Raw genomic sequence first — 24,928 nt, 5'->3', positions numbered from 1 at the left:
CGGGACCGGCCGCGGAAGCGCCCCGCGCGCGCCCGCTACTTCAGCACACTCGCCACCAGCCGCGCGGCGTTGCGCAGGCGCGGGTGGGTGACCCGGCGGGCCATCGGGCGCAGCACCCGGGCCGTCGTCCCCACCGGGCGCCAGCGGATCTGGAGCCGGCCGGGGCTGCGGGGCTCCGGTTCGACGGTGACGGTGTGGTGCGGGACGCGGGCCGTGCGCGTGGCGAAGTCCGGCGGGGCGAGCAGCACGGACGAGTTGGCCAGGCCCTGCTGCTCCAGGCGGATCAAGGGGTGGCGGTAGCCGTCGAAGCCCTGGACGGGAAGGGACGCCGAGGCGAGTTCGAGCCGGACCGTGCCGGTGAAGACGCCGGGGCGCACCGGGTCCAGGCGGAACGGGACCGTCATCCGGCGCCTGCCCGGGGTGAGCAGCAGCGAGGCGCGCTGGGGGCCGACGGGCAGGCGCCGGCCCGGGTCGTAGGTGCGGATCGTCAGGGTGAGGGCCGCGCCGGGGTCGAACGTCAGGTCCGTGATCTCGTGGCGGAACCGGGCCGCCGGGAACGGGCGGGTCTCCAGCTCCAGTTCGGACAGGTCCAGTTCGCGGCGGGCCCGCTCCGTCGCCGGCGGCGTCTCGCCCCAGTACGGCACACCCGCGCCGTCGGTCGTCACCCGGCGCGGCGCCACCTGGTGCCCCAGCCCGCGTGCCGCGAGCCGTACCTCGGCCGTGCGCCCCTGCCGCAGCAGCTCCAGCACCACCCGCTCGTCCCGCGGCAGCCTGCCGTACGCCCCGGGGGACAGTGTGTCCAGGTACGGGTTCATGATCTCGGCGAAGGAGGTCAGCCACGCGTCGTCCCGGTAGGGCAGATCGCCGGCGTACATGCGGAAGTCGTGCTTGAGGAACTTGAAGTCCTTGTCCTCCCGCAGCCCCTCGTGTCCGCTGCTGAGCAGGAAGTCGTCGATCAGCCGCTGGACGCCCACCCGGTCGCGGACGTTGGATATCCGGTCCCGCTGGTTGGATATGGACGCGGCGGACGCGGCGGCGAACGGCTCGATGTACCAGACGTACACCGGCTCCGGGACGATCGTGAACGCCTTGGCCAGGCAGTACGCCTGCGCCGAGAAGAGCTGGTCCTCGTAGTGGATGCCCTCGGGGAAGCGCAGCTGGTGGCGGTCCAGGAAGTCGCGCCGGTACATCTTGCTCGTCGCCAGGTGCTCGAAGAGCAGCCGGGGGTCCTCCTCGATGCCCTCCAGGGTGCGGCGCTCGGCGACAAGGTGGGGCATCCAGGTGGAGCGGCGCCCGTTGTCGACCCGGACCCGGCGCACCGCGCCCATGGCGAAGTCGACCTCGCGCTCCCGGTGCGCGGCGAGCAGCACCTCCACGGCGCGCGGCGGGAGTTCGTCGTCGCTGTCCAGGAACATCAGGTACGGCGCCCGGGAGATCTCGATGGCCCGGTTGCGCGGGGCGCTGCACCCGCCGCTGTTCTCCGGCAGCCGGATGACGCGGATGCGGTCGTCCTCGGCCGCCAGCCGCCGGGCCACCTCGGGGGTGTCGTCGGTGGAGTGGTCGTCGCTGATGACGATCTCGATGCCGGCGTGGGTCTGCGCGCGCACGGAGGCGACCGCGCGGGGCAGCCGGGCCGCGTCGTTGTGGACGATGATCGTGACCGTGACGTCGGGACTGGTCATGCGGTGGCCTCCTCGGGCGTCGGGGCGGGGGTGCGCTGCTCGACGGGGAGGACCGGGGGCAGCGCCTCCTCCGGTTCGCCGAGGAACACCCGCCGTACGACCCGTTCGGCGGCGCGTCCGTCGTCGTACTCGCAGAACCGCTGCCGGAACGCGGCCCGCGCCTTGGCCGCGCGCTCGTCGCGCCAGGCGCCGGAGCGGAAGATCTCCGTCAGTTCCTCCTGGGTGCGCGCGACCTGCCCGGGGTGGTCTGCCATCAGGTCGAAGTAGACACCGCGGGTGGTGCGGTAGGTCTCCCAGTCGTCGGCGTAGACCACGATCGGCCGGTCCAGGTTGGCGTAGTCGAACATGATCGACGAGTAGTCGGTGACCAGGGCGTCGGCGGCCAGGCACAGCTCCTCTACGGGGTCGTAGACGGAGACGTCGATGATCCGGCCGGAGCGGCGCAGGCCGGTCGGCTGGGCGGCGGTGCCGTAGAAGTAGTGGGCGCGGACCAGCAGGACGGTGTTCTCGCCGAGGCGGTCGGCGAGGGCGGCCAGGTCGAGGCGGGGGGTGAAGCCGGCCTCGTAGTCGCGGTGGGTGGGCGCGTACAGCACGGCCGTCTGGCCGGGGGCGATGCCGAGGCGCTCCCGGGCGGCGCGGACGTCGGCGGCCGTGGCCGTGTAGTAGACGTCGTTGCGCGGATAGCCGTAGTCCAGCGAGGTGTAGCGGGCCGGGTAGGCGCGCTCCCACATGCGGGTGGTGTGGCTGTTGGCGCTGAGGCTGTAGTCCCATCGGTCGACGCGGGCCATCAGCGCGGCGAAGTCCAGGCCCTGGGCGGCGGCCGGGTAGGCGCGCTGGTCCATGCCCATCCGCTTGAGCGGGGTGCCGTGGTGGGTCTGGAGGTGGATGGTGCCCGGGCGTTTGACCACCGCGTTGGGGAAGTTGACGTTGTTCGTCAGGTACTTGGCGGTGGCCATGGTCTCCCAGTAGCGGCGGGAGCCGGGGATCACGTGGTCGGTGCCGGGCGGCAGCAGGGCCGCGTTCTTCTTGCTCACCGTCCACACGGGGCGTATGTGCGGGGCGAGTTCGCCGAGCTTGGCGGCTATCGCGGCCGGGTTGCAGGCCACCCCGCGGTTCCAGTAGGCCGCGAACACGGCGAGGTCGGGGTCGACCGGGCGGCTCAGCGCGCGCTGGTACTGCTGGTCGCGGACCTTGGCGCCCAGCTGCCGCTTGCGGGTGCGCAGGGCCGTGCGGGCGGCGCGACGGGTGCGGTTGGCGGTCTGGAGCGCGCGGTAGCGGCTGTAGGCGCCCTCTTCCAGCAGCGCGTGCCGTATGCCGTCCAGGCCGGCCGGGCGCTGGTGGTTCTCGGGGCGCCAGCGGACCGCGGCGAGCGAGGCACGGCGGAAGAACTCGCGGGCCACCGCGTCGGGCAGGTCCTCGCGGGCGAAGGTGGTGACCAGGTCCCGCACCATCAGGTCGTACAGCACCGCGTGCGGGGCGCGGCGGTCCGCGGTGAGCGGGAGCAGCGACTCGTACCGGTCGATGAGCGCGAACCGGTCCTCGGGGTTGCGGGGCGGCAGGCTCTGCGGGCGCGGCACGCGGTGTTCGTACGCGGCCTGGTTCAGGCAGGCGATCCGGCCGGCGGCCAGCAGCGCGGCGTGGGCGGCGCGCTGCTCGTCGGCCTCGGTGTGCAGCTCCTCGTGGGCCCGCCAGAAGGCGGTGCGCAGGGCGCGGTTGCCGAGCAGCGGGGCGAGCCGCAGCAGGTCGGCGGCCTCGTCCAGGGGCCGGGCGGCCCGGTCGGCGGCGGCCAGCCGGCGGCCGTCCGGCGAGGGTCTGCTGACGGTCTGCCAGTCGGTGGTGACGTGGTCGAACAGGAGCACGTCGACGGGGTCCGCGCCGTCCAGGGCGTCCAGTTCGGCGGTCCGCTCGGCGATCAGCCGGGGGCCGCCGGCCGGGAGGCCGTCCTTGGCGTGGACGAAGTGCAGCCAGCGGCCGGCGGCCCGGGCGGCACCGGCCGTGCGGGCCGCCGCGTCCCCCGTGCCGTCCGGCAGCGCTACGACGCTCACCCCGGGGGCGTGGCCCTCGGCCGTCTCCCGCGCCCAGTCGCCGACGGCGGCGACGATCACCTCGGTGTCCGGTGGCGGATGGGCTGTCAGGGAGTCCAGCAATTCGGTCAGATGCCCCTGGGCGTTCGGCCCATAGACGATCACGCTCAGCTGGGGCATCGCGGTGGACTCCTTACGGCTGGGTATGTCCGGCACATCTTCCACAACGTCATGTAAGGGACCTATAAACGAGTAACGGTCCCGTACCGCCCGCCGGTTCACGGTCTACGCCTTCGCGGCGGCCGGTTTCCTCTCGCCGGTGAAGGCCTCGTACTCCTTCATGACCTCCTCCGTCGGCCCGTCCATGCGCAGTTCGCCGCGCTCCAGCCACAGGACCCGCTCGCAGGTGTCGCGGATCGACTTGTTGTTGTGGCTGACCAGGAACACCGTGCCGGCGCGCTTGCGCAGTTCGCGGATCCGCTCCTCCGAGCGCCGCTGGAAGGAACGGTCGCCGGTGGCCAGCGCCTCGTCGATGAGCAGGACGTCGTGGTCCTTGGCGGCGGCGATGGAGAAGCGCAGCCGCGCGGCCATGCCGGAGGAGTACGTGCGCATGGGCAGGGTGATGAAGTCGCCCTTCTCGTTGATGCCGGAGAAGTCGACGATGTCCTGGTAGCGCTCCTTGACCTGCTCCCGGGACATGCCCATGGCCAGGCCGCCGAGGAAGACGTTCCGCTCGCCGGTGAGGTCGTTCATCAGGGCGGCGTTCACGCCCAGCAGGGACGGCTGGCCGTCGGTGTAGATGTGCCCGCTCTCCACCGGGAGCAGGCCCGCGACCGCCTTCAGCAGGGTCGACTTCCCCGAGCCGTTGGTGCCGATGAGTCCGATCGCCTCGCCCTTGTAGGCGACGAACGAGACCTTCTTCACCGCGTGCACCCGGCGCACGCCGGCCGCCTTCTCGGCCTGCCCCCGGCGCAGGATGCGGTTGAGGGCGGCGGTGGCGGAACCCCGGCCCGCGCCGGTGCCGTTGACCCGGTAGACGATGTCGACGCGGTCGGCGACGACGGTGGGGACCTTCTCGGAGGTGTGCTCAGCCACGGCCGTACGTCTCCTCAGCCTTCCAGAAGTAGATGAAGCCGCCGATGCCGGCGAGCAGGGCCCAGCCGACCGCCGCCGCCCAGACGTGCGGGGGCAGTTGGTGGGCCTGGAAGCTGTCGATCAGCGCGAACCGCATCAGGTCGATGTAGACGGCGGCCGGGTTGATCTGTAGCAGAACGGTGACAATGCGCGGCAGATCGTCGTGCTTGGCGATCGAGTCGATGCTCCACATCACGCCGGACACGTACATCCAGGTGCGCAGCACGAACGGCATCAGCTGGGCGATGTCCGGGGTCTTGGCGCCCAGCCGCGCCATGACCATGGAGACGCCCGCGTTGAAGGTGAACTGCAGGACGAGCGCGGGGACGGCCAGCAGCCAGGAGGCGGCGACCGGCACGCCGAAGCAGAGCAGGATGACGGCCAGCGCGCACATCGAGAACAGCAGCTGCTGGAGCTGCTGGAGGGCGAAGGAGATCGGCAGGGCGGCGCGCGGGAAGTGCAGGGCCCGCACCAGGCCGAGGTTGCCGGAGATCGCCCGGGTGCCCGCCATGATCGAGCTCTGCGTGAACGTCCACACGAAGATGCCGGTGACCAGGAAGGGCACGTAGTCCGCGACGTTCTGCTTGGTGCCGAGCAGCACGCCGAAGATGAAGTAGTAGACCGCCGCGTTCAGCAGCGGGGTCATGACCTGCCAGACCTGGCCGAGCTTCGCCTGGCTGTACTGCGCGGTGAGCTTGGCGGTGGCGAAGGCACTGATGAAGTGGCGGCGGGCCCACAGCTGGCGGACGTACTGCGGCAGGGAGGGGCGGGCGCCGCTGACCGACAGGCCGTGCCGGGCCGCGAGCGCCGCGAGATCGCCGTCGGCCGGGGCCCGGGTGGGGGGCGGTGTGTGGAGGACCTGACTCACATCCGCTGCTTTCGCTCGGGGGAGGGGATGCCGCGCCCGGCGCGCGCCGGGCGCGTCGCGGTGCCCGTCGGCCGGCGTTTCCTTACGTTTCTCTTCACGTGTTCTTACGTCGGGACGGGACCGTATCGTCGCAACGTGAGCGTAGGGCAGCGCACGTCGGAACGCAACCGTTTCGTCGTCACGGCCTATGCTGTGCGGTATGACGACGAACGCCGCCTCCGCCGACGAGCCGCCGGCGCGTCCGCGCCGCCGCGCGCCCGCCGGGGCCGCCGTGCTCCGGGAGGACGTGACCGAGGCCATCCGGACGGCGGTCTTCGAGGAACTGGCCGCGGTCGGCTACGCGCGCATGTCCATCGAGGGCATCGCCCGCCGGGCCGGCGTCGGCAAGACGGCGGTGTACCGGCGCTGGCGTTCGAAGCTCCACCTGGTCCTGGACGTGGTGTCCGCGATGGCGGTGACCGGCTTCCCGGTGCCCGACACCGGCTCGCTGGAGGGCGACCTGCGCCTGCTGTACGAGGTCACCTCCCGCGCCCTGCGCCACCCGGTCGCGTCCCAGATCATCCCCGACCTCCAGGCCGAGGCGGCCCGCAACCCCGATCTCGCCCAGGCCTTCCAGAAGGCCCTGCGGGACGGTCAGGAGGGCGTGGCCAGCCGGATCGTGGCGGCGGCCGAACAGCGGGGCGAACTGCGCGCCGGGGCGGACCCGGAGCTGGCCCTCGATCTGATCTCCGGCCCGCTGTACTGGCGCTCGGTGGTGATCCGCGCCCCGAAGCCGCCGAAGGGCTACCTGGAGAAGCTGGCCCGCGCCACGGCGGCGGCCCTCAGGGCGCTGTGACGGGCGACCGCCGGTGAGCGGGCCGGCCCGGCGTCCGTGCCCGGGCACACCGCTGCCCCGGTACGCGGGTGCGCGTCCGGGGCCGTGCGGTCCGGCCTGGTGTCAGGCGGAGAGGGTCTTGTGGAGGGCGTCGAGGCCGTCGCGGTAGATGCCGGTGAAGAGGTCGACGACCTCGTCCTCGGTGGCGCCGTCCGGGTTGAAGCGGCCGGACCACTGGACCTCGGCGGCGTTCTCCTGGCCGGGGACGGCGTGGACGCGGAGGGTGGAGACGTAGCCGTTGACGGGGAACGGGGCCTGGAGGATGGCGTAGCTGTAGTGGCGCTCGGCCTCGTTGAAGTCCACGAGGCGTTCGATGATGACCTCGCCCTCGGGGTTCGTCAGCCGGCGTACCCGGCCGCCTTCGAGCGTGGTGCTCTCGGGGATGTAGGGGAGCCAGTCGGGCAGGGCGTCGAAGCCGCCTATGAGGCTCCACACCTTCTCGGGTGAGGCGGGGACTGTGCGGCTGACGGAAGTCGAAGCCACGGTCTTGCTCCTAGGGCTTGCTGTGTGTGGGGGGTGTGGGGGTCAGGCGGCGTCGGGCAGCGGGGCGGCCGGGCTGACCAGGTCGGCGGCGCGCAGGTCGTGCCAGAAGGCGGCCGGGACGGTCTCGTCCAGGGCGGACAGGTCCTCGGCGATCCGGCTCGGGCGGGTGGCACCGGGGATGACCGCGGCGCTGACCGGGTGGGCGAGGGCGAACTGCAGGGCGGCGGCCTTGATGCTGATGCCGTGCTTGTCCGCGAGGGCCTTCAGGCGGGAGACCTTCTCGATGATCTCCGGCGGGGCCTGCTGGTACTCGAAGTGGCTGCCGCCGGCGAGGATGCCGGAGCTGTAGGGGCCGCCGACGACCATCTCGACGCCCTGCTCCTCGGCCATGGGGAGCAGGCGCTGGAGTGCGTGCTCGTGGTCGAGCAGGGTGTAGCGGCCGGCGAGGAGGAAGCCGTCGGGCCGCGGCTCGTCCAGGGCGAGGGTCAGCTCGATGGGCTCGGTCTTGTTGACGCCCAGGCCCCATGCCTTGATGACGCCCTCGTCGCGCAGGCGGGACAGCACGCGGAAGGCTCCGGTGCGGGCTTCCTCGAACTTCTGGATCCAGGCGTCGCCGTGGAAGTCCTGGGCGATGTCGTGCACCCAGACGATGTCGAGCCGGTCGACGCCCAGACGCTTCAGGCTGCCCTCGATGGAGCGCTCGGTGGCCTCGGCGGTCCACTCGTGGAGGATCTTGTGGGGGTTGCCGTGCTCGAACAGGCCGCCCTTCTCGCCGAAGTCGGGGGCGTCGGTCTCCGGCTCGTCGAGGATGACCCGGCCGACCTTGGTGGACAGCACATAGGTGTCGCGGGGCCGGGCGGAGAGGACCTGGCCCAGGCGCTCCTCGGCGAGGCCGGCGCCGTAGAAGGGGGCGGTGTCGTAGTAGCGGACGCCCTGGTCCCAGGCCGCCTCGACGGTGGCGCGGGCCTCCTCGTCGGGGATCGCGCGGAACATGTTGCCCAGCGGGGCGGTGCCGAAGCCGAGCCGGCCGGGCAGGAGGTGCTTCAGTGCCATGGGTGGTGCCTTTTCGATCGGTGTCTCCGCGCCCGGGCCGCACGGACACGCGGGCGGGGTGACGCGCGACCCGGTTAATTGCAGACGCGTTTAACTGCTGGTAACAATAATTGCAGACGCGTGGTAATGCAAACGGGACCCCGCTACGACGCGCTCAGCGCCCGGTCCGGAAGGCGGTCGGAGTCCGGTCGGGGCCGCGCCGTGGGACCCGCCCCGTCGGCCGGTGGGCGCGCGGAGCGCCACAGCCGGACGAAGGACAGCACGGCGGCGGCCGTCAGCAGCCCGTTGCGGGCCAGCATCAGCAGGCAGCCCGCCCAGGTGCCGTCGATCACCTCGCGGTAGTACATCGGGAACGCCACCGTGCTCAGCGCGGATGCCGCGAGGACCAGCACCGCCACCGGCCGCTGACCGGTGTGCCGGGAGGTCAGGCACACGGCGGCCAGCCCGATCAGCCAGATCATGTACTGCGGGCTGATGACCCGGCTGGTGACCGTGAACAGCAGCACCGCGCTCAGCGCCGCGTCGAACGGCGTCGCCTCGCTCCAGTACCGCGCCCGCACCCGCCACAGCACCAGCAGCCCGAAGGAGAGCGCCGTCAGCGTGAGGGAGGCGACGGCGACCGCGCGCACATGCGGGCCGACCAGTTCCACCGCGCCGTACTGGTAGCGGGACCGGCCGGACCAGCCCAGCCGCCGGGCCAGATTGAGCGCCGTACCGCCGAGCGACTCGATCTGCACGCCCCGGCCGCCCTGCTCCCGCAGGAAGGACAGCGGGTGGGTGAAGAACACCGCGAGCACGGCCAGGCACCCGGCCCCGGTCCACCCCGCCGACAGCCATGCCCCGCGCGTCGGCCGGCCCCGGGGCGTGCCCAGCAGCGCCAGCGCCGGCCACACCTTCACCAGTGCGCCCAGCGCCGCCAGGGCGCCGCCCGCGCGCGGGAAGCGGGCCATGGCCAGCAGGGAGAGCACGCCCAGGGCGGTGACCTGGACGTCGTAGCGGGCCAGCGGCAGGTGCAGCAGCAGCGGCAGGCCGCCGGTCCACAGGGCCGCGCCGAGCAGGCTGCGGCCGGGCCGGCTGCCCGCGCGCAGCAGCGCCGCCACGGTCAGCGCGTCCACGGCCAGGGTGAGCAGCACGAACGCCTGGAAGTAGGTCAGGCCCGGCAGCAGCCCCGGCGCCAGCAGCACCGCGCCCGCGCCCGGCGGGTACTGCCACAGCGTGTCGTGCACGGGGAAGGAGCCGTGCGCGAGCACGCCGTACCAGTGGTGGTACAGCCGCCACACCTCCCGGGTCACCGCACCCCCGCCCAGCAGCCGGGGACCGCTGTGCGCGGTCAGCCACAGCATCAGGGCGCGGGTGGCCAGCCACAGGGCGATGAGGGTGACGATCGGTCCGGGGGTGACACGGAGACGGTTCATCGCATGGGAGCCTAAGCGGTGCGGAGGGTGTATCCCGGCTGATACGCCGTCAACATCCGCAAATATTGGCTAATCGCAAGAGATCGGGCCATGGTGAACGTCGGGCTTCCTGCGAAACCGCGATCGCGTCGAGCGGCCGGCGCGCCCACGGGCGCACCGACCGGTACAACGAGCCGGCCACCCCTCCGGGAACGGCTGCGGCGGGCCGCCGTTCCGGGCGTGCCCGCGGCCGTGATGCTGGCCCTCGGGCTGTGGCGGCTGGACCGGGGCGGCATGTGGCGCGACGAGGCCGTCAGCTTCCAGGTGGGGCGCCGTACGGTGCCGCAGATCTGGCACCTGCTGCACGACGTGGACGCGGTGCACGGCCTGTACTACCTGCTGTTGCACGCCGTCCTCGCCGTGCACCCCGGCGAGGTCGTGCTGCGGCTGCCGTCGGTGTGCGCGGCGGCCGCCACGGCGGCGCTGGTGGCCGAGCTCGGCCGCCGGCTCATCCGGCCGCGGGCCGGGCTGTGGGCCGGACTGCTCTACGCCGTCACCCCGATGGCCGGGCACTACGCGCAGGAGGGCCGCTCCTACGCCCTGGTCGCGGCCGGTGCCACCGCGGCGACGCTGCTGTTCGTGCGGGCGATGCGCGGCGGTCCGTGGCGGGCCTACGGCGTGGTCCTCGCCCTCACCTGCTGGCTGCACGAGTTCGCCGTGCTGCTGCTCCTCGCCCACGCGGTGTCGCTCGTGCTGGCCCGGGCCGGGCGGCGGGTGTGGCGGGGCTGGGGGTGCGCGGCGGCGGCGGTCGTGCTCGCGCTGCTGCCGATGGTGCTGGTGTCGCGGGGCCAGTCGGCGCAGCTGGCCTGGCTGCGGACGCCCACGGCGGAGACGGCCGGGGGGCTGCTGCGCAGGTTCCTGGGGCCGGCCGACTCGGTGTACTGGGTGTGTCTCGCGCTGGCGTGCGTGGGGCTGCTGCGGCTGACCGGGCGGCGGGGGGAGCCGACCTGCGCGGGGGTGGGTCTGCCACTGATGGTGGTGCCGCCGCTGGTGCTGATGCTGGTGTCCCAGGCGTCACCGCTGTACGTCGACCGGTACGTGCTCTACGCCCTGTCGGGGGCGCCGCTGCTGGTGGCCTGCGGGGCGGAGCGGGTGGCGGCGGCGGTGGAGCGGCTGTGGGCGCTCGGCCGGCCGGGCGGGCGCCGGCTCCGCTCCTCCCCGGCCCTCGCCCTGCTCGGTGCCGCCGCCGTCGCGCTCGCGGTGGTCCACCAGTTCCCCCTTCTGCGGGCCGACCGCGAACCCGGCGCCCGCGCGGACGACCTGGGGGCCGTCTCCCGGGCCGCCGGGCGGGAACTGGCCGCCGGGGACGCCGTGGTGTTCGTGCCGGCGGCCCTGCGCAACGTGGCGCTCACCTACCCCCGGCCGTTCCGCGGGACCCGGGACGTGCTGCGGGTGGCGGGGGCGGCGGAGTCCGGGACGCTGTACGGGCGCGAGGCCGGCGTGGCCGAGCTGCGCCGCAGGCTGGCGGGGCTGGACCGGGTGTGGGTCGTCGGGGACCGCCGGCTGCTCGGCGCCCGCTGGGTGCCCCGCAACCCCGTGGAACGGGCGAAGCTGGCCGTGCTCTGGCAGCAGTTCACCGGCCGGGAGGAAGCCGTGCGGGGCGTGGCGACCGTACGGCTCTACGTCCGCCCGGTCAGCGCGTGGCCTCCGTCCGCGCCGCCGCGTCCAGGGCGGCGGTGAGCCGGTCGAGCCGCTCGCGCAGCTCGCCGATCTCCGCCGGGTCGAAGCCGGTCGCCGACATGATCCGGCGCGGCACCTCCAGCGCCCGCTCGCGCAGCGCCGCGCCCTCCCCGGTGAGCCGGACGAGGACCGACCGCTCGTCCGCGGCGCTGCGCTCGCGCCGTACCAGACCGGCCGCCTCCAGCCGCTTGACCAGCGGGGACAGCGTGCCGGAGTCCAGTCGCAGCTGCTCGCCGAGCTTCTTGACGGGCAGGTCGCCCTGTTCCCACAGCACCAGCATCACCAGGTACTGCGGGTAGGTGAGCCCGAGGTCCCCTAGGACGACGCGGTACACGCCGTTGAAGGCGCGGGACGCGGCGTGCAGGGAGAAGCAGATCTGGCGGTCCAGGCGGAGCCACTCCGGTTCGGTCATGCCCCCAGGATAGCTCTCGCACGGCATTTAGTTGTGCACAACTTAATTGTGTGCTCTACTTTCGGTTGTCACGAACCCCGCATCCGAGAGGGATGGTCTCCATGGACGCGCTCTACACCGCCGTCGCCACCGCGACCCACGGCCGCGAGGGCCGCGCGGTCTCCTCCGACGGCCGGATCGACCTCGCCCTGGCCATGCCGGTCGAACTGGGCGGCGACGGCCAGGGCAGCAACCCCGAGCAGCTCTTCGCCGCCGGGTACGCCGCCTGCTTCGGCAGCGCCCTCGGCCTGGTCGGCCGCCAGGCCAAGGTCGACGTCAGCGACGCCGCCGTGACCGCCGAGGTGGGCATAGGCAAGCAGGGCGAGGGCTTCGGGCTGAAGGTCACCCTGCGCGTCGAACTGCCCGACACGGTGGACCAGGCCACCGGCCGCAAGCTGGTCGAGACCGCCCACCAGGTCTGCCCGTACTCCAACGCCACCCGCGGCAACATCGACGTCGACCTCGTCATCGAGTAGTCGTCGAGTAGTCGTCGGGCGGCCGGGCGGCCGCTACGCCGGCGACAGCGCGTCCCGGGACCCGGACTGGCCCGGGATCCGGGACGCCGGGCCGGACAGCGGCTCGCCCAGCAGCAGGGTGCGCACCACCCGCTCGGCGGCCCGCCCGTCCTCGAACTCGCAGAACCGGGCCCGGAAGGCGGCCCGCAGCCGCGCCGACTCCGCGTCCCGCCAGCCGCCCGAGGCGAACAGCCCGGACAGCTCCCGGAAGGTGCGGGTGACGTGGCCCGGCGGCTCGGCGGTGATGTCGAGATAGGTGCCCCGGCTCGCGGTGAACGCGGGCCAGTCGTCGGCGTGGACCACGATCGGCCGGTCCAGGACGGCGTAGTCGAACATCACGGACGAGTAGTCGGTGACCAGCACGTCCGCCGCGAGCAGGACGTCCGCCAGGTGCGGTTCGTCGGTCGCGTCCACCACGATCCGGCGCCGGGCCAGTTCCGCCAGGCCCATGCCCCGCGCCGGGCCGGCCGCCAGCGACGGGTGCAGCCGCACCACGAGCGTGTGCCCCTCGCCGAGCGCGGCCGCGAACCGGGCCGGGTCGATCCGGTCCACGTACCCGCCGCGGCGGTAGTCCCGGCGGGTCGGCGCGTACAGCACCACCGTGTGGTCCGCCGGGATGCCGTGCCGCTCCCGGAAGCCGCCGGGCCCGCCGTGCACCAGCACGTCGTTGCGCGGGCTGCCGGTGCGCACCGAGGTGAAGTGGCAGGGGTAGGCCCGCTCCCACACCAGCTCGGCGTGGCGGCTCGCGACCAGGCTGTAGTCCCAGCGGTCGGCCCGGCGCAGCATCTGCGGCACGTCGAAGCCGAGCCGGGCGCCGGGCTTGTCCCGCAGATCGGCGCCCAAATACTTCAGCGGGGTGCCCTGGTGGGTGTGGATGTGCACGCTGCCGGGGCGCTTGACCAGGGTGCCGGGCCAGTTGACGTCGTTGACGAAGAACTTCGCGCGCGCGGTGACCTCCCGATAGCGCCGCGAGCCGACGATCACGTGCTCCACGCCGTCCGGCAGCCCCGCCGCCGTCTCCTCGTCCCGCACCACCCACACCCCGCGCAGCTCCGGCGCGATCTCGCGGGCCGCGTGGTAGATCGCCGCCGGGTCGCCGAGCACGCCCCGGTGCGAGGACGCCGAGTACACCACGAGGCTCTCGTCCAGCGGGCGGCGCGCGTGCAGCGCGGCCCAGCCGGCGCCGGCCCGCGCGGCGGCGACCCGGCGCGCCCGGCCCGCCCGCCGGACCGCCTCCCGGCCGGCCCGCGCCGACTGCCGCCGCAGCCGGTACCCGGTCCAGGAGCCGGTCAGCACGGAGACCTCGCCGTCCACCCGGGCGCCCTCGGGCCGGTGGGCGCGGAACATCCGGGCCGTGCGCCGGAAGAACTCGGCCTTGTCGGCGGGCGGCAGCCGGTCCGGCTTGGCCAGGATGTCCAGGCAGTGCTCGCCCATCTTGCGGTGCAGATACGGCCGCCAGGACGCCAGCTCCGGCCGCCCGGCCAGATACGCGAAGACCCGCTCGTACTGGTCGTGGATGTCGAAGTGCTTGCGGCTGGTGGTGGACAGGATGCTGCCCTGCCGGCGCTGCCGGTAGAGCAGGCAGATCCGGTCCAGGGCGGCGATCCGGCGGGCGCTGAGCATGACCGGGAACGTCCAGGGGGTGTCCTCGTAGTAGCCCGGCGGGAAGGCGAAGCCGTGCTCGGTGACGAAGTCCCGGCGGTAGGCCTTGTTCCACACCACCATCAGCAGGTCCAGGATCGGCGGGTACTCGGCGGCGGTGAACACCTCCTCCTTGGCGAGGAGGTGCGCGAGGACGTTGCGCCGGGTGCCGCCCCACCAGTAGGTGCGCGCGTAGTCGAAGACCAGCACGTCCGGGTCGGCGGTCTCGGCGAGCCGGTCGGCCACGGCCGCCAGCGCGCCCGGGGTGAGGGTGTCGTCGCTGTCCAGGAAGAGCAGGTAGTCGCCGGTGGCGTGCGGGAGCCCGGCGTTGCGGGCCTTGCCGAGGCCCACGTTCTCCGGCAGGTGCAGCACCTTCACTCGCGCGTCGCGCCCGGCGTACTCGTCCAGGATCGCGCCGCAGTCGTCCGGGGAGCGGTCGTCCACGGCGATCAGCTCGAAGTCCCCGAAGGACTGCCCGAGCACCGAGTCCAGGCACTCGGGCAGAAAGCCCTGCACCTTGTAACAGGGCACGATCACACTGAAGCGGGGCACGGCGGATTCAGCTCCTCACGAGGGTCGCGGCGGCGGGGGCGGGGACGCGCTCGGCGAGCGGCAGCACGGGCGGCAGCGCCTCGGGCGGCTCGCCGAGCAGCACCCGGCGCACCACCCGCTCGGCGGCCCGCCCGTCGTCGAACTCGCAGAACCGCTCCCGGAACGCGGCCCGCAGCGCCCGGGCCGCGGGGCCGGCGTACGAGCCGTCGCGGAACACGGCGGCCAGCTCCCCGGGCGTCCGGGCGACCGGGCCCGGCGGCGCGGCCATCAGGTCGAAGCAGACCCCCCGGGTCTCCCGGTACACCTCCCAGTCGTCGGCGTAGATCACGATCGGCCGGTCCAGGTTGGCGTAGTCGAACATGATCGACGAGTAGTCGGTGATCAGCGCGTCCGCCGCCAGGCACACGTCCTCCGCCGAGCGGTGCGCGGTGACGTCGATGATCCGGCCCGAGCCGCGCGGGCCGCCCCGGTCGTAGAAGTAGTGGGCGCGCAGCAGCACGACGACGTCCTCCCCGGCCGCCCGGCAGAACGCCTCCAGGTCCAGGCCGGGCTCGAAACCGGTGTGGTGGTCGCGGTGGGTCGGCGCGTACAGCACGGCCGTCCGGCCCTCCGGGACGCCCAGCTCGCGGCGGATCCGGGCCACGTCACGGGCGGTCGCCGTGTAGTAGACGTCGTTGCGCGGATAGCCGTACTCCAGCTGTTCGTAGGAGCCAGGGAAGGCGCGCTCCCACATCCGGGTGGAGTGGCGGTTGGACGACAGGTTGAAGTCCCAGCGGTCGACCCGGCCCAGCAGCTTGGTGAAGCTGCCGGACCGGGCCGCCACCACCGGGTACACCGACTGGTCCACGCCCATCGTCTTCAGCGGGGTGCCGTGCTGGGTCTGCAGATGCACGCTGCCCGGCCGCTTGACCACGCCCTCGGCGAAGTTGGCGTTGTTGATCAGGTACGTGGCCCGGGCCAGCACCTCCCAGGCGCGGCGCGAGCCGAGCACCGCGTACTCCACGCCGTCCGGCAGGGTGTGCTCCTGGCCGGCCTCGACCAGGAACACCGAGCGGAGGTGCGGGGCCAGTTCCCGGGCCTTGGCGTGGATCGCCGCCGGGTTGCAGGCGTACCCCCGGCCCCAGTACGCGCAGTACACGGCGAGGTCCGCATCGAGCGGGCGGCGCAGGTCGCGGGCGTAGCGCAGCCGGGTGCGGGCCGCGCACGGCAGCGGCAGCCGGGCGACGGCGCCGCCGGCCGCCCGGTTGGCGCCGCGCAGGGCGCAAAACGCGCCGTACGCGCCCGCCGCCAGCAGCCGGTGCTGCACACCGAGGCTGCCGTCCGGCATCCGGTGGCCGGCCGGCCGGTGCAGCCGGTAGAGCCGGGCCGCGCGGCGGAAGAACGCCCGGTGCCCCGAGGGCAGCCGCTCCGGCCGGGCCGCCGTCTTCAGCACCAGCGCGAACGCCTGGTCGAACAGCGGCCCGGTCCGCTCGGCCGGCAGCCCCGCCTCGGCCGCCCGGGTCAGCACCCGCTCCACCTGGTCCAGCAGGGTGTGCTGGTGCGGGCCGGGCAGGTTCAGCCGGCTGCCCTGGCGGCGGGACCGGTGGCGTACGACGGCCCGGCGCAGCACCGCGATCCGCCCGGCCGCGACGGTCACCAGCCCGCCCCAGCCCAGGTCGGTGAAGTGCCCGTCCGGGAAGGCGAGTTCCCGCTCGGTGAGGAAGGCCCGGCGGTACACGGCGCTCCACGCGGGCAGCGGGACGCCGGTCAGCCCGGGCAGCTCGGCGGGGGCGAAGGCGCCGCGCGGGGTCTTCGCCGGCAGCGGCCCGGCCGGGTTCACCGGCTCGCCCTCCCACCAGGGGGCGCGCTCGTGCTCGCAGTACAGCACGTCCACCCCGGCGACCTCGGACAGCCGGGCGTCCACCACCGCCAGCGACCCCGGCAGCAGCAGGTCGTCGCCGTCCAGGAACAGCGCGTAGGCGCCGGTCGCCGCCCGCAGCCCGGCGTTGCGCGCCCCGCTCAGCCCGGCGGACGGCGGCGAGTGGACGACGGTCACCCGGGAGTCCCGCGCCGCGTACCCGGCGGCGACCTCGGCCGCCGGGGCGTCGGGGGCGTCGCAGACCGGGATCAGCTGGAGGTCGCCGAAGGACTGGCCGAGGACCGAGTCCAGCGCCTGGGACAGCCGTCCGGCGACCCCATGGGACGGGACGATGATGCTGAAGCGGGGCATTCTGTTCTCTCTGTCGTCGTGCGGACGCGGCCGGGCCGTCCCGCCGGACGCCAGGTGGGCGGCCGGCTCGGGGCGGGCCGCGTCGAGCCGAGGGGCATGGGAACTCCCGGAAGGGACAACGGCGTTCAGCGGCTCCCGGTGACGGGGAGGGAACCGGGAGGTTGCGGCACGGTGACACTGAACCGGGGCACGGGACATCCCTGGGTCGCTCGGCGCGGGCGTGGTGGTCCGGGGAACGGCCGATGGAGTGAATTGGTTACGGCGGGTACGGCATTCGGGCTACCCCACGGGTACGCGAAGGGGGCGGGCCGCGACGGACCCGCCCCCTGAAGTGACCTACGCGTGCGCCTACTTGACCGCGCCCGCCATCACACCGGTCACGAACTGCCGCTGGAACGCGAAGAACACGGCCAGCGGGATCACCATGGAGAGGAACGCCCCGGGCGCCAGGACGTCGATGTTGTTGCCGAACTGCCGTACCTGCGTCTGCAGGGCGACCGTGATCGGCTGGGTGCCCGACTTGGTGAACACCAGCGCGACCAGCATGTCGTTCCACACCCACAGGAACTGGAAGATGCCGAGGCTGGCGATCGCCGGGCCGCCCAGCGGCATCACCACCCGCGCGAACAGCCGCAGTTCACCGGCGCCGTCCAGACGGGCCGCCTCCAGCAGTTCGCGCGGGATCTCCGCGAAGAAGTTCCGCAGCAGGAACACCGCGAACGGCAGCCCGAACCCGGTGTGGAACAGGATCACCCCGAGGATCGACCCGAACAGCCCGATCCTCCCGAAGAGTTCGGCGATCGGGATCAGCGCCACCTGCACGGGCACCACCAGCAGGCTCACCACGCCCAGGAACCACCAGTCCCGGCCCGGGAACTCCATCCACGCGAACGCGTAGCCGGCCAGCGCCCCGATCACCACGACCAGGAGCGTCGCCGGCACCGTGATCAGCACGGTGTTCACCAGCGAGCCCGTGATGTCGGGGTTCTCCAGCAGCTTCCGGTAGCTGTCCACGGTGAGCTGCGACGGCTCGGTGAACACCGTCCACCAGCCGCTCCCGCTCATGTCCTGCGGCGAGCGCAGCGAGGACACCAGCAGGCCGATGGTCGGCACCAGCCAGAACAGGCCCACGACGATCAGCACCACGCGGACCAGTCCGCCGCCCAGCTTCTCCACGATCCGGGAGCCGACCGGCCGCCGGGCGGGAACCGCCCGGACCGCATCGGCCTTCCGGACGCCTTCCGCGGTCGCCGTCATCGCCGCACCTCCCGCCTGAGCCGACGGATGTTGAACAGCATCACCGGGATCACCAGCAGCAGCAGGAACACCGAGATCGCGCTCGCGACGCCCGGCTGCCCCTCCGAGAAGCCCTTGCGGTACAGCTCCAGCGCCAGCACGTTCGCGTCGTCCTGCGAGGAGCCGGGCGCGATGATGAACACCAGGTCGAACACCTTCAGCACGTTGATCATCAGGGTGACGACGACGACCGCCAGCACCGGGGCCAGCAGCGGCACGGTGACCTTGCGGAACACCTGCCACTCCGAGGCGCCGTCCACCCGCGCGGCCTCCAGCAGCTCCCGGGGCACGCCCGCGAGCCCGGCCGCGATCAGCACCATCGCGAAGCCCGCCCACATCCACACGTACGCCCCGATGATCGCCGGGGTGACCAGCGCCGGGCCGAGCCAGGAGACCCCGTTGTACGGCTCCCGGAAGTTGTCCGCGGGCAGCCGCAGCCGGGCCCCGTCCGCGGCGGCGGGCAGGGTGAACGTGCCGTCGCCGGACGCCGTGGCGGAGGCCACCACCTCGCCGTCCTTGACCGCCTCGATCCGCATCCCGGCGTACCCCACCTCGGACGGGTCCGGGGCGCCGAGCCTGCCGACGCCCTTGCCGCGGGTGAAGTCCTGCCAGGTGGTGCCGGTGACCTTGCCCGGCTCCGGCTTCGCCGCGACGGCCTTCCGCACCCCGTCGGGCAGCCGGTCGGGGGCCACGCCGACCAGCGGCAGGGCGACCGGCTGCCCGGCGCGCACGGTGTCCCGGGTGACGAAGCCCCCGCCGTCCGCCACGAGCGGCGACTTGCGGCCCGGATGCGCCTTGGGGAACGCCGACGACTGCGCGAACGTGTCGTGCACGCCCACCCAGACCGCGTTGGCGACCCCCTTGTCCGGGTCCTGGTCGTACACCAGCCGGAAGATGATCCCGGCGGCCAGCATCGAGATCGCCATCGGCATGAAGACGACCAGCTTGAACGCCGTTCCCCAGCGCACCCGTTCGGTCAGCACCGCGAAGACCAGGCCGAGCGCGGTGGCGACCGTCGGCGCGAACACCACCCACAGGACGTTGTTCTTCAGCGCGGTGCGGATGCCGTCGTCGGTGAACAGCGTCTCGTAGTTGTCGAAACCGACGAAGCCGCCACCGGAGTTGCCCGCGAAACTGCGGACGACCGAGTACCCGATCGGGTAGACCACGAGCGCGCCGAGCAGCACCAGCGCGGGCAGCAGGAACAGCGCTGCCACCGTCTTGCGGGTGCCGGTCACGCTCTTGCGACCGCGGGGCGCGGCGGGGCCCGGTGCGGCCCCGGCCGCCGCTGCCGACGCCATGGCCGGATCAGCCCCCGTTCCCGTACGCCGCGGCCGCGTCCCGCTCCAGCTTCGCCTGGGCGCCCGCGACGTCCCCGGGGTTCCTCAGGAAGTCCTGGAGGTCCTTCCACTCACCCTTGCCGGGGGTGCCGCCGAAGGCCTGCGGGGCCTGGTCGGACATGTCGAAGCGGAAGTCGTCGCCGGCCTCGATCAGCGCCTTGGCGATCTTCTGCTGCACCGCGTTCGGGTACGCCGTCAGGGGCACGTTCTTGTTCGGGGAGAGGTAACCGCCCAGCCTGGCCTGGATGGTGGCCGCGTCCGGCGAGGCGAGGAAGGTGACCAGGGCCTGCGCCGCCTTGGAGTCCTTCAGGATCACCGCCGCGTCACCGCCGGAGACCACCGGCGCGCTGTCGCCGACCGCCGGGAAGGGGAACACCTTCGCGTCCGTGCCCACCTTCGACTTGGTCTCGCCGATGTTCACCTGCACGAAGTCGCCCTCGTAGACCATGCCCGACTTCGGCTGGTCGCCGCCGGTGAAGGTCTGGGTGACCGACTGCGGGAACTCGGTCTGCAGCGCGCCCTTCTGGCCGCCCGCCAGATAGTCCTTCTTCCCCCACAGCTGGGCGAGGGTGGTCAGCGCCTGCTTGACCGAGGGATCGGTCCACTTGATCTTGTGCTGGGCCAGCTCGTCGTACTTCTGGGGCCCCGCCTGGGACAGATAGATGTTCTCGAACCAGTCGGTCAGCGGCCAGCCGTCCGCGCCGGCCACCGAGAAGGGCGTGACCCCGGAGTCGTAGACGGCCTGCGAGGCGGTCAGCAGTTCCTGCCAGGTCTTCGGCTCCTTCGCGCCCGCGTTCTCGAAGACCTGGGTGTTGTACCAGATCAGCGACTTGTTGGCGGCCTTGTAGTAGGCGCCGTACTGCTTGCCGTCGACCTTGCCGATGTCCTGCCAGCCCTGGGAGTAGTTCTTCGCCAGCTCCTTGACGGCCTCCGCGCCGAGCGGCTTGGCCCAGCCCTTCTGCACGGCCTGCTTGATGGCACCGGGCTGGGGCAGCAGCGCGACGTCCGGCGGCTGGCCGCCCGCGATCTTCGAACCGAGGAAGTTGATGATCGGGTCCTGCGCGGGCACGAAGGTGACCGACGCGCCGGTGCGCTTCTCGAACTCGGCGAGGACCTTCTTGAAGTTGGCCTGCTCACCGCCGGTCCAGACGGCGGCCACCTCCAGCTTGGCGCCGTCCAGCTTCGGCAGGCTGACGGTGGAACCCGTGGTCGCGCCGGGCTTCTGCCCGGTGCCCTCCTTGTCGTCGTCACCGCTGGAGCAGGCGGAGAGCGCGAGGGCCCCCGCGAGCAGGGCGGCGACGGCGGTGACGGCCCGGTGGGGCCGGCATGTGCTGATCTTGCTGTGCATCACTTCCCCGTTCGTTCGTTCCTCGTTGAACGCGCGTTGAACGTAAGAACTCTGTCCCGTGCGGTCCGGTGTACGCCGGGCCGCTCCCCCCGGGCAAGAGCACCCGGGGGGAGCACCGGCGTATCGTGATCGGCTCGTAACCGGGCACGTATGCAGGGAAGTTGGCGGGGAATCCGCGGGGAATCCGCGGGGAAGAGGACCTAGAGCAGGGACGGGACCTCGGTCGCCGAGACCTCGCGGGCCGCCCGCTCCACCGCGCTCGCCAGCAGGGCCAGGTCGGTCGGGCCGTTGCCCAGCTCCCGCACCGGCCGGCGGGCCGGCGGGTCGCCCACGCGCGCCCAGTCCAGCGGGACCACCGTGGGCCGCTGGGTCGCGGTGCGCGGGATGCGCCCGGTCACCCGGCCGCCCTGGAAGCCCACGGCCGGCCCGTCCGCGTACGCCAGCCGGCCCCGCCCCGGCGCCGGCTGGTCCGGCCCAGGCTGGGGTGCGTCCAGGACGACCCGCAGGGCCGCCCGGCGGGCCGGCTCGGACTGGGCCGTACGGCCGTCGGCCCCGGCCGCCGCGACCAGGTGCACCCCGAGCCGGTCGCCGTCCCGGGCCACCGCCTCCAGTGCCCTGATCACCGAGCCGGCGGCGGGCCGGCCCGGCGAGCCGAGCGCCGGGGAGACCAGGGCGTCCAGGTCGTCCACGACCACCACCAGCCGGGGCAACGGCGGCGCGGCGGCGGCGCGCTGACGGGCCGCCGCGCCCGGCCGCAGCCGCAGCGTGGAGCTGGGCGGCGCCTCTATGTCACCGGAGGACGGCCCGACGGCGGAGCCCCGCTGGGCCACCATCCGGCCGGACACCTCACGCCCCGCGTGCCAGCGGGCGAAGTCCGTCCGGCCCAGCAGCTCCGCCCGCCGCTTCAGCTCGGCGCTCAGCGACTGTGCGAACTCCCGCATCCGCACCGGGTCGTTGGCGATCAGGTGGGTGGTCACATGCGGGATGTCCGTGCACACGCGCAGCCCCTCGCCCCGCCCGGCGCCGGCGCCGGTGCCGTCCCGGCCGTCGAGCAGCGCCACGGCCAGCCGGTCCGGCCGTTCGGCGGCGGCCAGCGAGGCGACCACGGTCCGCAGCAGCTCGGTCCGGCCGCTGCCCGCCGGGCCCTCGACGAGCAGATGCGGCCCGTCCGCCACCAGGTCGACGGTGACCGGGCCGCGCGGCCCGGCGCCGAGCACGGCCCGGGCCCGGCCGCCCGGGGACTCGGTGTCGTCCGCCGCGTCCGCCCAGCGCGCCATCAGCGACGCCGGGGTGGCGCGGGCCAGTCCCAGTTCGTCCAGCAGCCGGGCCGACCGGGGCAGCGGCGCGGCCACGCGCGGGTGCGGATCGCCGTCCGGGCCGTCCGGGCGCAGCGGCGCCAGCGCCCGCGCGAACCGCTCCGCCCAGGCGGCGGAGACGGCGTCCACGGTGCCGTGCGTACCCGGGCCGACCGGGCCGCCCGGCCCGACCCGCAGCAGTTGCAGCGCGGTGGCGACGTCCCCGCTGAGCAGCGCGACGGCACCGCAGTGCCGGAAGGCGGGCGTCACCGCGCAGGCGGCCTCGTGCGTCCGCGCCACGGGGGAGACGGGCGAGGCGGGCTCGGTCTCGGCGAGACACACCAGGTGGATCCCGGCCCGCGGCCCGGCCACGGCCAGCCGGGCGAGGGCGTCCCGCAGGGCGGAACCGCCGGGGTCCCCGTCCACGACGACGAGGGTGAACGGTCCCCGGGAGGCGGTGCCGGGGGCGCCGCCGCCGAGGGGATCGCGGCCGGGGAGGCCGGGGAGACCGGGGGGCCGGGTGGGTGTGGGGGGTGCGGGCACGGATATTCCCGGCGGGCCGGCGATCGGCCCGGTGGGTCCGGTCTCCGGCCCGGCGGGTACGGCCACTGGTCCGGTGGGTACGGCCATTCCTCCGGCGGATCCGGTCACCGTTCCGGTGGGTCCGGCCACGGTTCCGGTGGGTCCGGCTCCCGGCACCGTTCCGGGCGGTCCGCCCGGTGTCCCGGCCTGGTCCTCCAGCCGGCGCAGCAGTTCCTCGACGCGGGCCGCGGCCTGCTCGCGGTCGTAGGCCAGCAGCAGCCGGCAGTCCTGGCCGTGACCCGGCCGGACGTGCGGGAGCCAGCCCAGCCAGGCCCACTCCTCCGTGCGGTCCGCCACCGGCCGGGAGTGGTCCGCGCTGATCAGCACGATCTCCAGCAGGTCGGGCGAGTGCAGCGCGGCGAGCTGGGCCAGCACCGCGCGGGCCAGCCCGGACAGCCGGGGACGCGGACCGGCCAGGCCCAGCGCGCCGGCCTCGCGCAGCGCGGCGGTCACCGGCACGGCGGGCAGGAGCCCCGAACCGTCCGGCGCGCTCCGGTCGGCCGTGCCGAGCCGCACGGTCAGCGCCTCCGGGTGGCCCGGCCCGCGCTCCCACAGCCGGGGCCCCGGACCCAGCGCCGTCAGCAGCAGCGCGGCCGGGTCCGGCCAGGTGTCCGGGCGCGGCACGGCGCCGGTGACCGGGTTCCCGTCGGCGGCGGGTCCGGGGACGGCGCCGTACGGCACGGCACCGCCCGCCTGCTCCCCGCGGCCACCGGTCAGCCGGCGGGCCCAGGCCCCGAACCCGCGCCGCCGGGCCCCCTGCGGGGCGGCGGCCGAGCGGGAGGGGGCGCCGGCGTCACCGGGCACCGGCTGGGTCCCCTGCGGCGCGTCGGCCCGCCCGGGACGGTCGCCGTACGGCGCGTCGGTGTGTCCGGGGTGGTCGCCGAACTGCGTGTAGGTCGCGCCGGCGGGTCCGGGGAGGCCGCCCGGGGGCAGGTCCGTGCCCCTGACCGGGGTGCTCTTGCGCCCGCTCGGGCGCGGGTCCTCGCCGCCGGGCGCCCCGGCGTACGCCGCCCCGGACGTCCCGCCCGGCCCGCCGGCGATCCCGAAGCGGCCCGCGTGGGTGACGGCACCGCCGGACACCGCGCCCGGCACACCGGAGCCCGCGCCCCTGCTCTCCACGCTCGGCGCCCCGGCCTGCCCCGGCACCACCGGCGACTGCCCGCGCCGGTGCTCCGGGGCCTCACCACCGGCACCTCGGCCGACGGGGGAGTAAGAGCCGTAGGCGTGGTGCGTCTCCCCGGAGGGACCCGAACCCGAACCCGAAACGGAATGTGAACCCGAAACGGAACCGGAAACCGCATCCGACCCCGCCCCCGGACCGTCACCGTCACCATCCCCGCCCACGGCGACCCGTACGCGGCCCTCCCCGTCCGGCACCGTCCGCACCCGTATCCCCGCCCCGCCCGACGCGGTCACCCGCAGGGCGGACTCCCCGATCCGCAGCAGGCCCCCGGCGGGAACCCGTACCGGGCGGTCCGTCACCCGCGTGCCGTCCAGGGACGTGCCGTTCGTGGAGCCGAGGTCGGCGACCGAGACCCGGCCGTCCGCGCCGACGGTGACCGCGCAGTGCAGCCGGGAGACATCGGGATCGTCCAGCGGCACGTCCGCGTCGGCGGAGCGGCCCACGGTGATCCGCCCGCCGTGCAGCAGATGGACCCCGCCCGCGTCCGGCCCCGCCACCACGTGCAGCTGCGTCGGCGCGGCGTCCAGCTCGGGATGCGGCTCGGGCGCCGCCGGCGCGCCCAGGGACAGCACGGCGCCGTCGACCAACGGGGGCTCACCGAGTGTGCTCCGGCGCGGATCGAGCCGCTCCGCGCCCGCGTACAGCACCACGGACGCGCCGGCCTCGCGCCCCGCGCCCCCCTCGCCCGCGACCGCCCCGGCCAGCGCCGAGGCCACCGCGCCCAGCTCCGTGCCCACGGGCGCCGTGACCAGCACGTCGCGGCTCACGGCGGGGCCCCGCTGCGGGGGCGGACCGAGCGGGTCTACGACGGTCAGCCGGATCTGCATCGGCGTCAGCGGTCCCTTCTGCGCGGGTCTGCGCGGGCGCGGACTTCCCCCCACCCCACACGAGCACGTCGGCCAGCGGCCGCCGGAACCGTCCCGGCGGACTGCTGGAGGCATCCTCGCACCTGCCGTCGGCAACGCGCCCGGAACCCGATGACAAGTGATCTTGATTGGTCGGCTCTGCCCCCAAAAGTGCCGGACCCGGACCCCGCCGGCGATCAGTTGAGATCGGTCACGTCCGGCCCCGGGCAACCGGAGGACCGCGGCCCGCGTCTTTCCGTCGAACCCCGTCCCGCACGCCCCGGGGATGCCCGGGAACGCGGGGGTGGTGCCCCGTAGCACGGCACTACAGTGGGGCGGAACACCGGGACACCGGCCTCGGGACACCGGGGCCGGACGCACCGGCAAGCAAGCGACAGCAACCAGCAGGGAGCGCGTGA

17 protein-coding genes are annotated in these 24,928 nt (G+C 74.0%); 3 read left to right on the top strand and 14 right to left on the bottom strand.

The annotated features are described in order from the left end of the window. Window positions 1-35: 35 nt before the first annotated feature. The 4 genes from IH25_RS0117710 to IH25_RS0117695 all read right to left on the bottom strand — a co-directional run bounded on the left by IH25_RS0117710 (window position 36) and on the right by IH25_RS0117695 (window position 5,708). Entirely contained in the window at window positions 36-1,682 is a 1,647-nt protein-coding gene (locus tag IH25_RS0117710) for a glycosyltransferase family 2 protein (protein WP_030610665.1), read from the bottom strand. Next, window positions 1,679-3,886 (bottom strand): CDP-glycerol glycerophosphotransferase family protein, encoded by a 2,208-nt coding sequence (locus IH25_RS0117705; RefSeq protein WP_030610660.1) that lies wholly within the window; start codon window positions 3,884-3,886, stop codon window positions 1,679-1,681. The genes IH25_RS0117710 and IH25_RS0117705 overlap by 4 nt, the downstream gene beginning before the upstream one ends. 105 nt (window positions 3,887-3,991) lie before the next feature. After that, window positions 3,992-4,801, bottom strand: coding sequence for an ABC transporter ATP-binding protein (locus tag IH25_RS0117700; protein ID WP_037655107.1), 810 nt, complete (start codon window positions 4,799-4,801; stop codon window positions 3,992-3,994). Beyond that, window positions 4,794-5,708: an ABC transporter permease gene (locus IH25_RS0117695; protein WP_030610637.1), complete on the bottom strand. Its 915-nt coding sequence runs from the start codon at window positions 5,706-5,708 to the stop codon at window positions 4,794-4,796. The genes IH25_RS0117700 and IH25_RS0117695 overlap by 8 nt, the downstream gene beginning before the upstream one ends. Window positions 5,709-5,907: 199 nt before the next feature. Between IH25_RS0117695 and IH25_RS0117690 the strand changes: the two genes are divergently transcribed. Beyond that, window positions 5,908-6,543 carry a TetR/AcrR family transcriptional regulator gene (locus tag IH25_RS0117690; protein WP_030610635.1) on the top strand — a complete coding sequence of 212 codons (636 nt, stop codon included), beginning with the start codon at window positions 5,908-5,910 and terminating at the stop codon, window positions 6,541-6,543. 102 nt (window positions 6,544-6,645) lie between these two features. Here the strand turns inward: IH25_RS0117690 and IH25_RS0117685 are convergent, their stop codons facing one another. From IH25_RS0117685 to IH25_RS0117675, 3 genes are all read right to left on the bottom strand, one after another. Continuing rightward, window positions 6,646-7,065 (bottom strand): SRPBCC family protein, encoded by a 420-nt coding sequence (locus IH25_RS0117685; protein ID WP_030610633.1) that lies wholly within the window; start codon window positions 7,063-7,065, stop codon window positions 6,646-6,648. 42 nt (window positions 7,066-7,107) lie between these two features. Then, window positions 7,108-8,118 carry an aldo/keto reductase gene (locus IH25_RS0117680; protein WP_030610631.1) on the bottom strand — a complete coding sequence of 337 codons (1,011 nt, stop codon included), beginning with the start codon at window positions 8,116-8,118 and terminating at the stop codon, window positions 7,108-7,110. 143 nt (window positions 8,119-8,261) lie between these two features. Further along, entirely contained in the window at window positions 8,262-9,533 is a 1,272-nt protein-coding gene (locus IH25_RS0117675; RefSeq protein WP_030610629.1) for a glycosyltransferase 87 family protein, read from the bottom strand. 219 nt (window positions 9,534-9,752) lie between these two features. Here IH25_RS0117675 and IH25_RS0117670 point away from each other — a divergent pair, with 219 nt between their 5' ends. Beyond that, on the top strand, window positions 9,753-11,252 hold the full coding sequence (locus tag IH25_RS0117670) for a glycosyltransferase family 39 protein (RefSeq protein WP_245172807.1): 1,500 nt from the start codon (window positions 9,753-9,755) through the stop codon (window positions 11,250-11,252). On the opposite strand, the gene IH25_RS0117665 is transcribed toward IH25_RS0117670, so the two are convergent. After that, a complete protein-coding gene (locus tag IH25_RS0117665; RefSeq protein ID WP_280842498.1) occupies window positions 11,206-11,664 on the bottom strand; it encodes a MarR family winged helix-turn-helix transcriptional regulator in 459 nt (152 codons plus the stop codon). The two genes, IH25_RS0117670 and IH25_RS0117665, sit on opposite strands and share 47 nt — an antisense overlap. A gap of 101 nt (window positions 11,665-11,765) precedes the next feature. On the opposite strand from IH25_RS0117665, the gene IH25_RS0117660 reads away from it, so the two are divergent. After that, window positions 11,766-12,179: an organic hydroperoxide resistance protein gene (locus tag IH25_RS0117660; RefSeq protein WP_030610622.1), complete on the top strand. Its 414-nt coding sequence runs from the start codon at window positions 11,766-11,768 to the stop codon at window positions 12,177-12,179. 33 nt (window positions 12,180-12,212) lie between these two features. On the opposite strand, the gene IH25_RS0117655 is transcribed toward IH25_RS0117660, so the two are convergent. From IH25_RS0117655 to IH25_RS0117630, 6 genes are all read right to left on the bottom strand, one after another. Continuing rightward, a complete protein-coding gene (locus tag IH25_RS0117655; RefSeq protein ID WP_030610619.1) occupies window positions 12,213-14,411 on the bottom strand; it encodes a bifunctional glycosyltransferase/CDP-glycerol:glycerophosphate glycerophosphotransferase in 2,199 nt (732 codons plus the stop codon). A 7-nt stretch (window positions 14,412-14,418) separates the two neighbouring features. Further along, window positions 14,419-16,620 (bottom strand): bifunctional glycosyltransferase/CDP-glycerol:glycerophosphate glycerophosphotransferase, encoded by a 2,202-nt coding sequence (locus tag IH25_RS0117650; RefSeq protein WP_030610617.1) that lies wholly within the window; start codon window positions 16,618-16,620, stop codon window positions 14,419-14,421. 348 nt (window positions 16,621-16,968) lie between these two features. Further along, window positions 16,969-17,877 (bottom strand): carbohydrate ABC transporter permease, encoded by a 909-nt coding sequence (locus IH25_RS0117645; RefSeq protein WP_030610614.1) that lies wholly within the window; start codon window positions 17,875-17,877, stop codon window positions 16,969-16,971. After that, on the bottom strand, window positions 17,874-19,217 hold the full coding sequence (locus IH25_RS0117640; RefSeq protein WP_387872039.1) for a carbohydrate ABC transporter permease: 1,344 nt from the start codon (window positions 19,215-19,217) through the stop codon (window positions 17,874-17,876). Before IH25_RS0117640 ends, IH25_RS0117645 begins: the two co-directional genes overlap by 4 nt. 7 nt (window positions 19,218-19,224) lie before the next feature. Beyond that, window positions 19,225-20,604: an ABC transporter substrate-binding protein gene (locus IH25_RS0117635; RefSeq protein WP_030610608.1), complete on the bottom strand. Its 1,380-nt coding sequence runs from the start codon at window positions 20,602-20,604 to the stop codon at window positions 19,225-19,227. 200 nt (window positions 20,605-20,804) lie between these two features. After that, window positions 20,805-24,491, bottom strand: a complete 3,687-nt coding sequence (locus tag IH25_RS0117630) for an FtsK/SpoIIIE domain-containing protein (protein ID WP_030610605.1) — start codon at window positions 24,489-24,491, stop codon at window positions 20,805-20,807. Between the last annotated feature and the right edge of the window lie 437 nt (window positions 24,492-24,928).

The sequence above is a fragment of the Streptomyces achromogenes subsp. achromogenes genome (assembly GCF_000720835.1).
Taxonomy (GTDB): Bacteria; Actinomycetota; Actinomycetes; order Streptomycetales; family Streptomycetaceae; genus Streptomyces; species Streptomyces achromogenes.
The sequence above is the reverse complement of the archived record's forward strand: the minus strand, read 5'-3'. Positions and strand labels throughout refer to the sequence as shown.

Bases quoted from the DNA above. Each gene is read 5' to 3' on its own strand.
- IH25_RS0117710 (WP_030610665.1), bottom strand. From the start codon at position 1,682: ATGACCAGTCCCGACGTCACGGTCACGATCATCGTCCACAACGACGCG.
- IH25_RS0117705 (WP_030610660.1), bottom strand. From the start codon at position 3,886: ATGCCCCAGCTGAGCGTGATCGTCTATGGGCCGAACGCCCAGGGGCAT.
- IH25_RS0117690 (WP_030610635.1), top strand. From the start codon at position 5,908: ATGACGACGAACGCCGCCTCCGCCGACGAGCCGCCGGCGCGTCCGCGC.
- IH25_RS0117680 (WP_030610631.1), bottom strand. From the start codon at position 8,118: ATGGCACTGAAGCACCTCCTGCCCGGCCGGCTCGGCTTCGGCACCGCC.
- IH25_RS0117675 (WP_030610629.1), bottom strand. From the start codon at position 9,533: ATGAACCGTCTCCGTGTCACCCCCGGACCGATCGTCACCCTCATCGCC.
- IH25_RS0117665 (WP_280842498.1), bottom strand. From the start codon at position 11,664: ATGACCGAACCGGAGTGGCTCCGCCTGGACCGCCAGATCTGCTTCTCC.
- IH25_RS0117660 (WP_030610622.1), top strand. From the start codon at position 11,766: ATGGACGCGCTCTACACCGCCGTCGCCACCGCGACCCACGGCCGCGAG.
- IH25_RS0117650 (WP_030610617.1), bottom strand. From the start codon at position 16,620: ATGCCCCGCTTCAGCATCATCGTCCCGTCCCATGGGGTCGCCGGACGG.
- IH25_RS0117645 (WP_030610614.1), bottom strand. From the start codon at position 17,877: ATGACGGCGACCGCGGAAGGCGTCCGGAAGGCCGATGCGGTCCGGGCG.
- IH25_RS0117640 (WP_387872039.1), bottom strand. From the start codon at position 19,217: ATGGCGTCGGCAGCGGCGGCCGGGGCCGCACCGGGCCCCGCCGCGCCC.
- IH25_RS0117635 (WP_030610608.1), bottom strand. From the start codon at position 20,604: ATGCACAGCAAGATCAGCACATGCCGGCCCCACCGGGCCGTCACCGCC.
- IH25_RS0117630 (WP_030610605.1), bottom strand. From the start codon at position 24,491: ATGCAGATCCGGCTGACCGTCGTAGACCCGCTCGGTCCGCCCCCGCAG.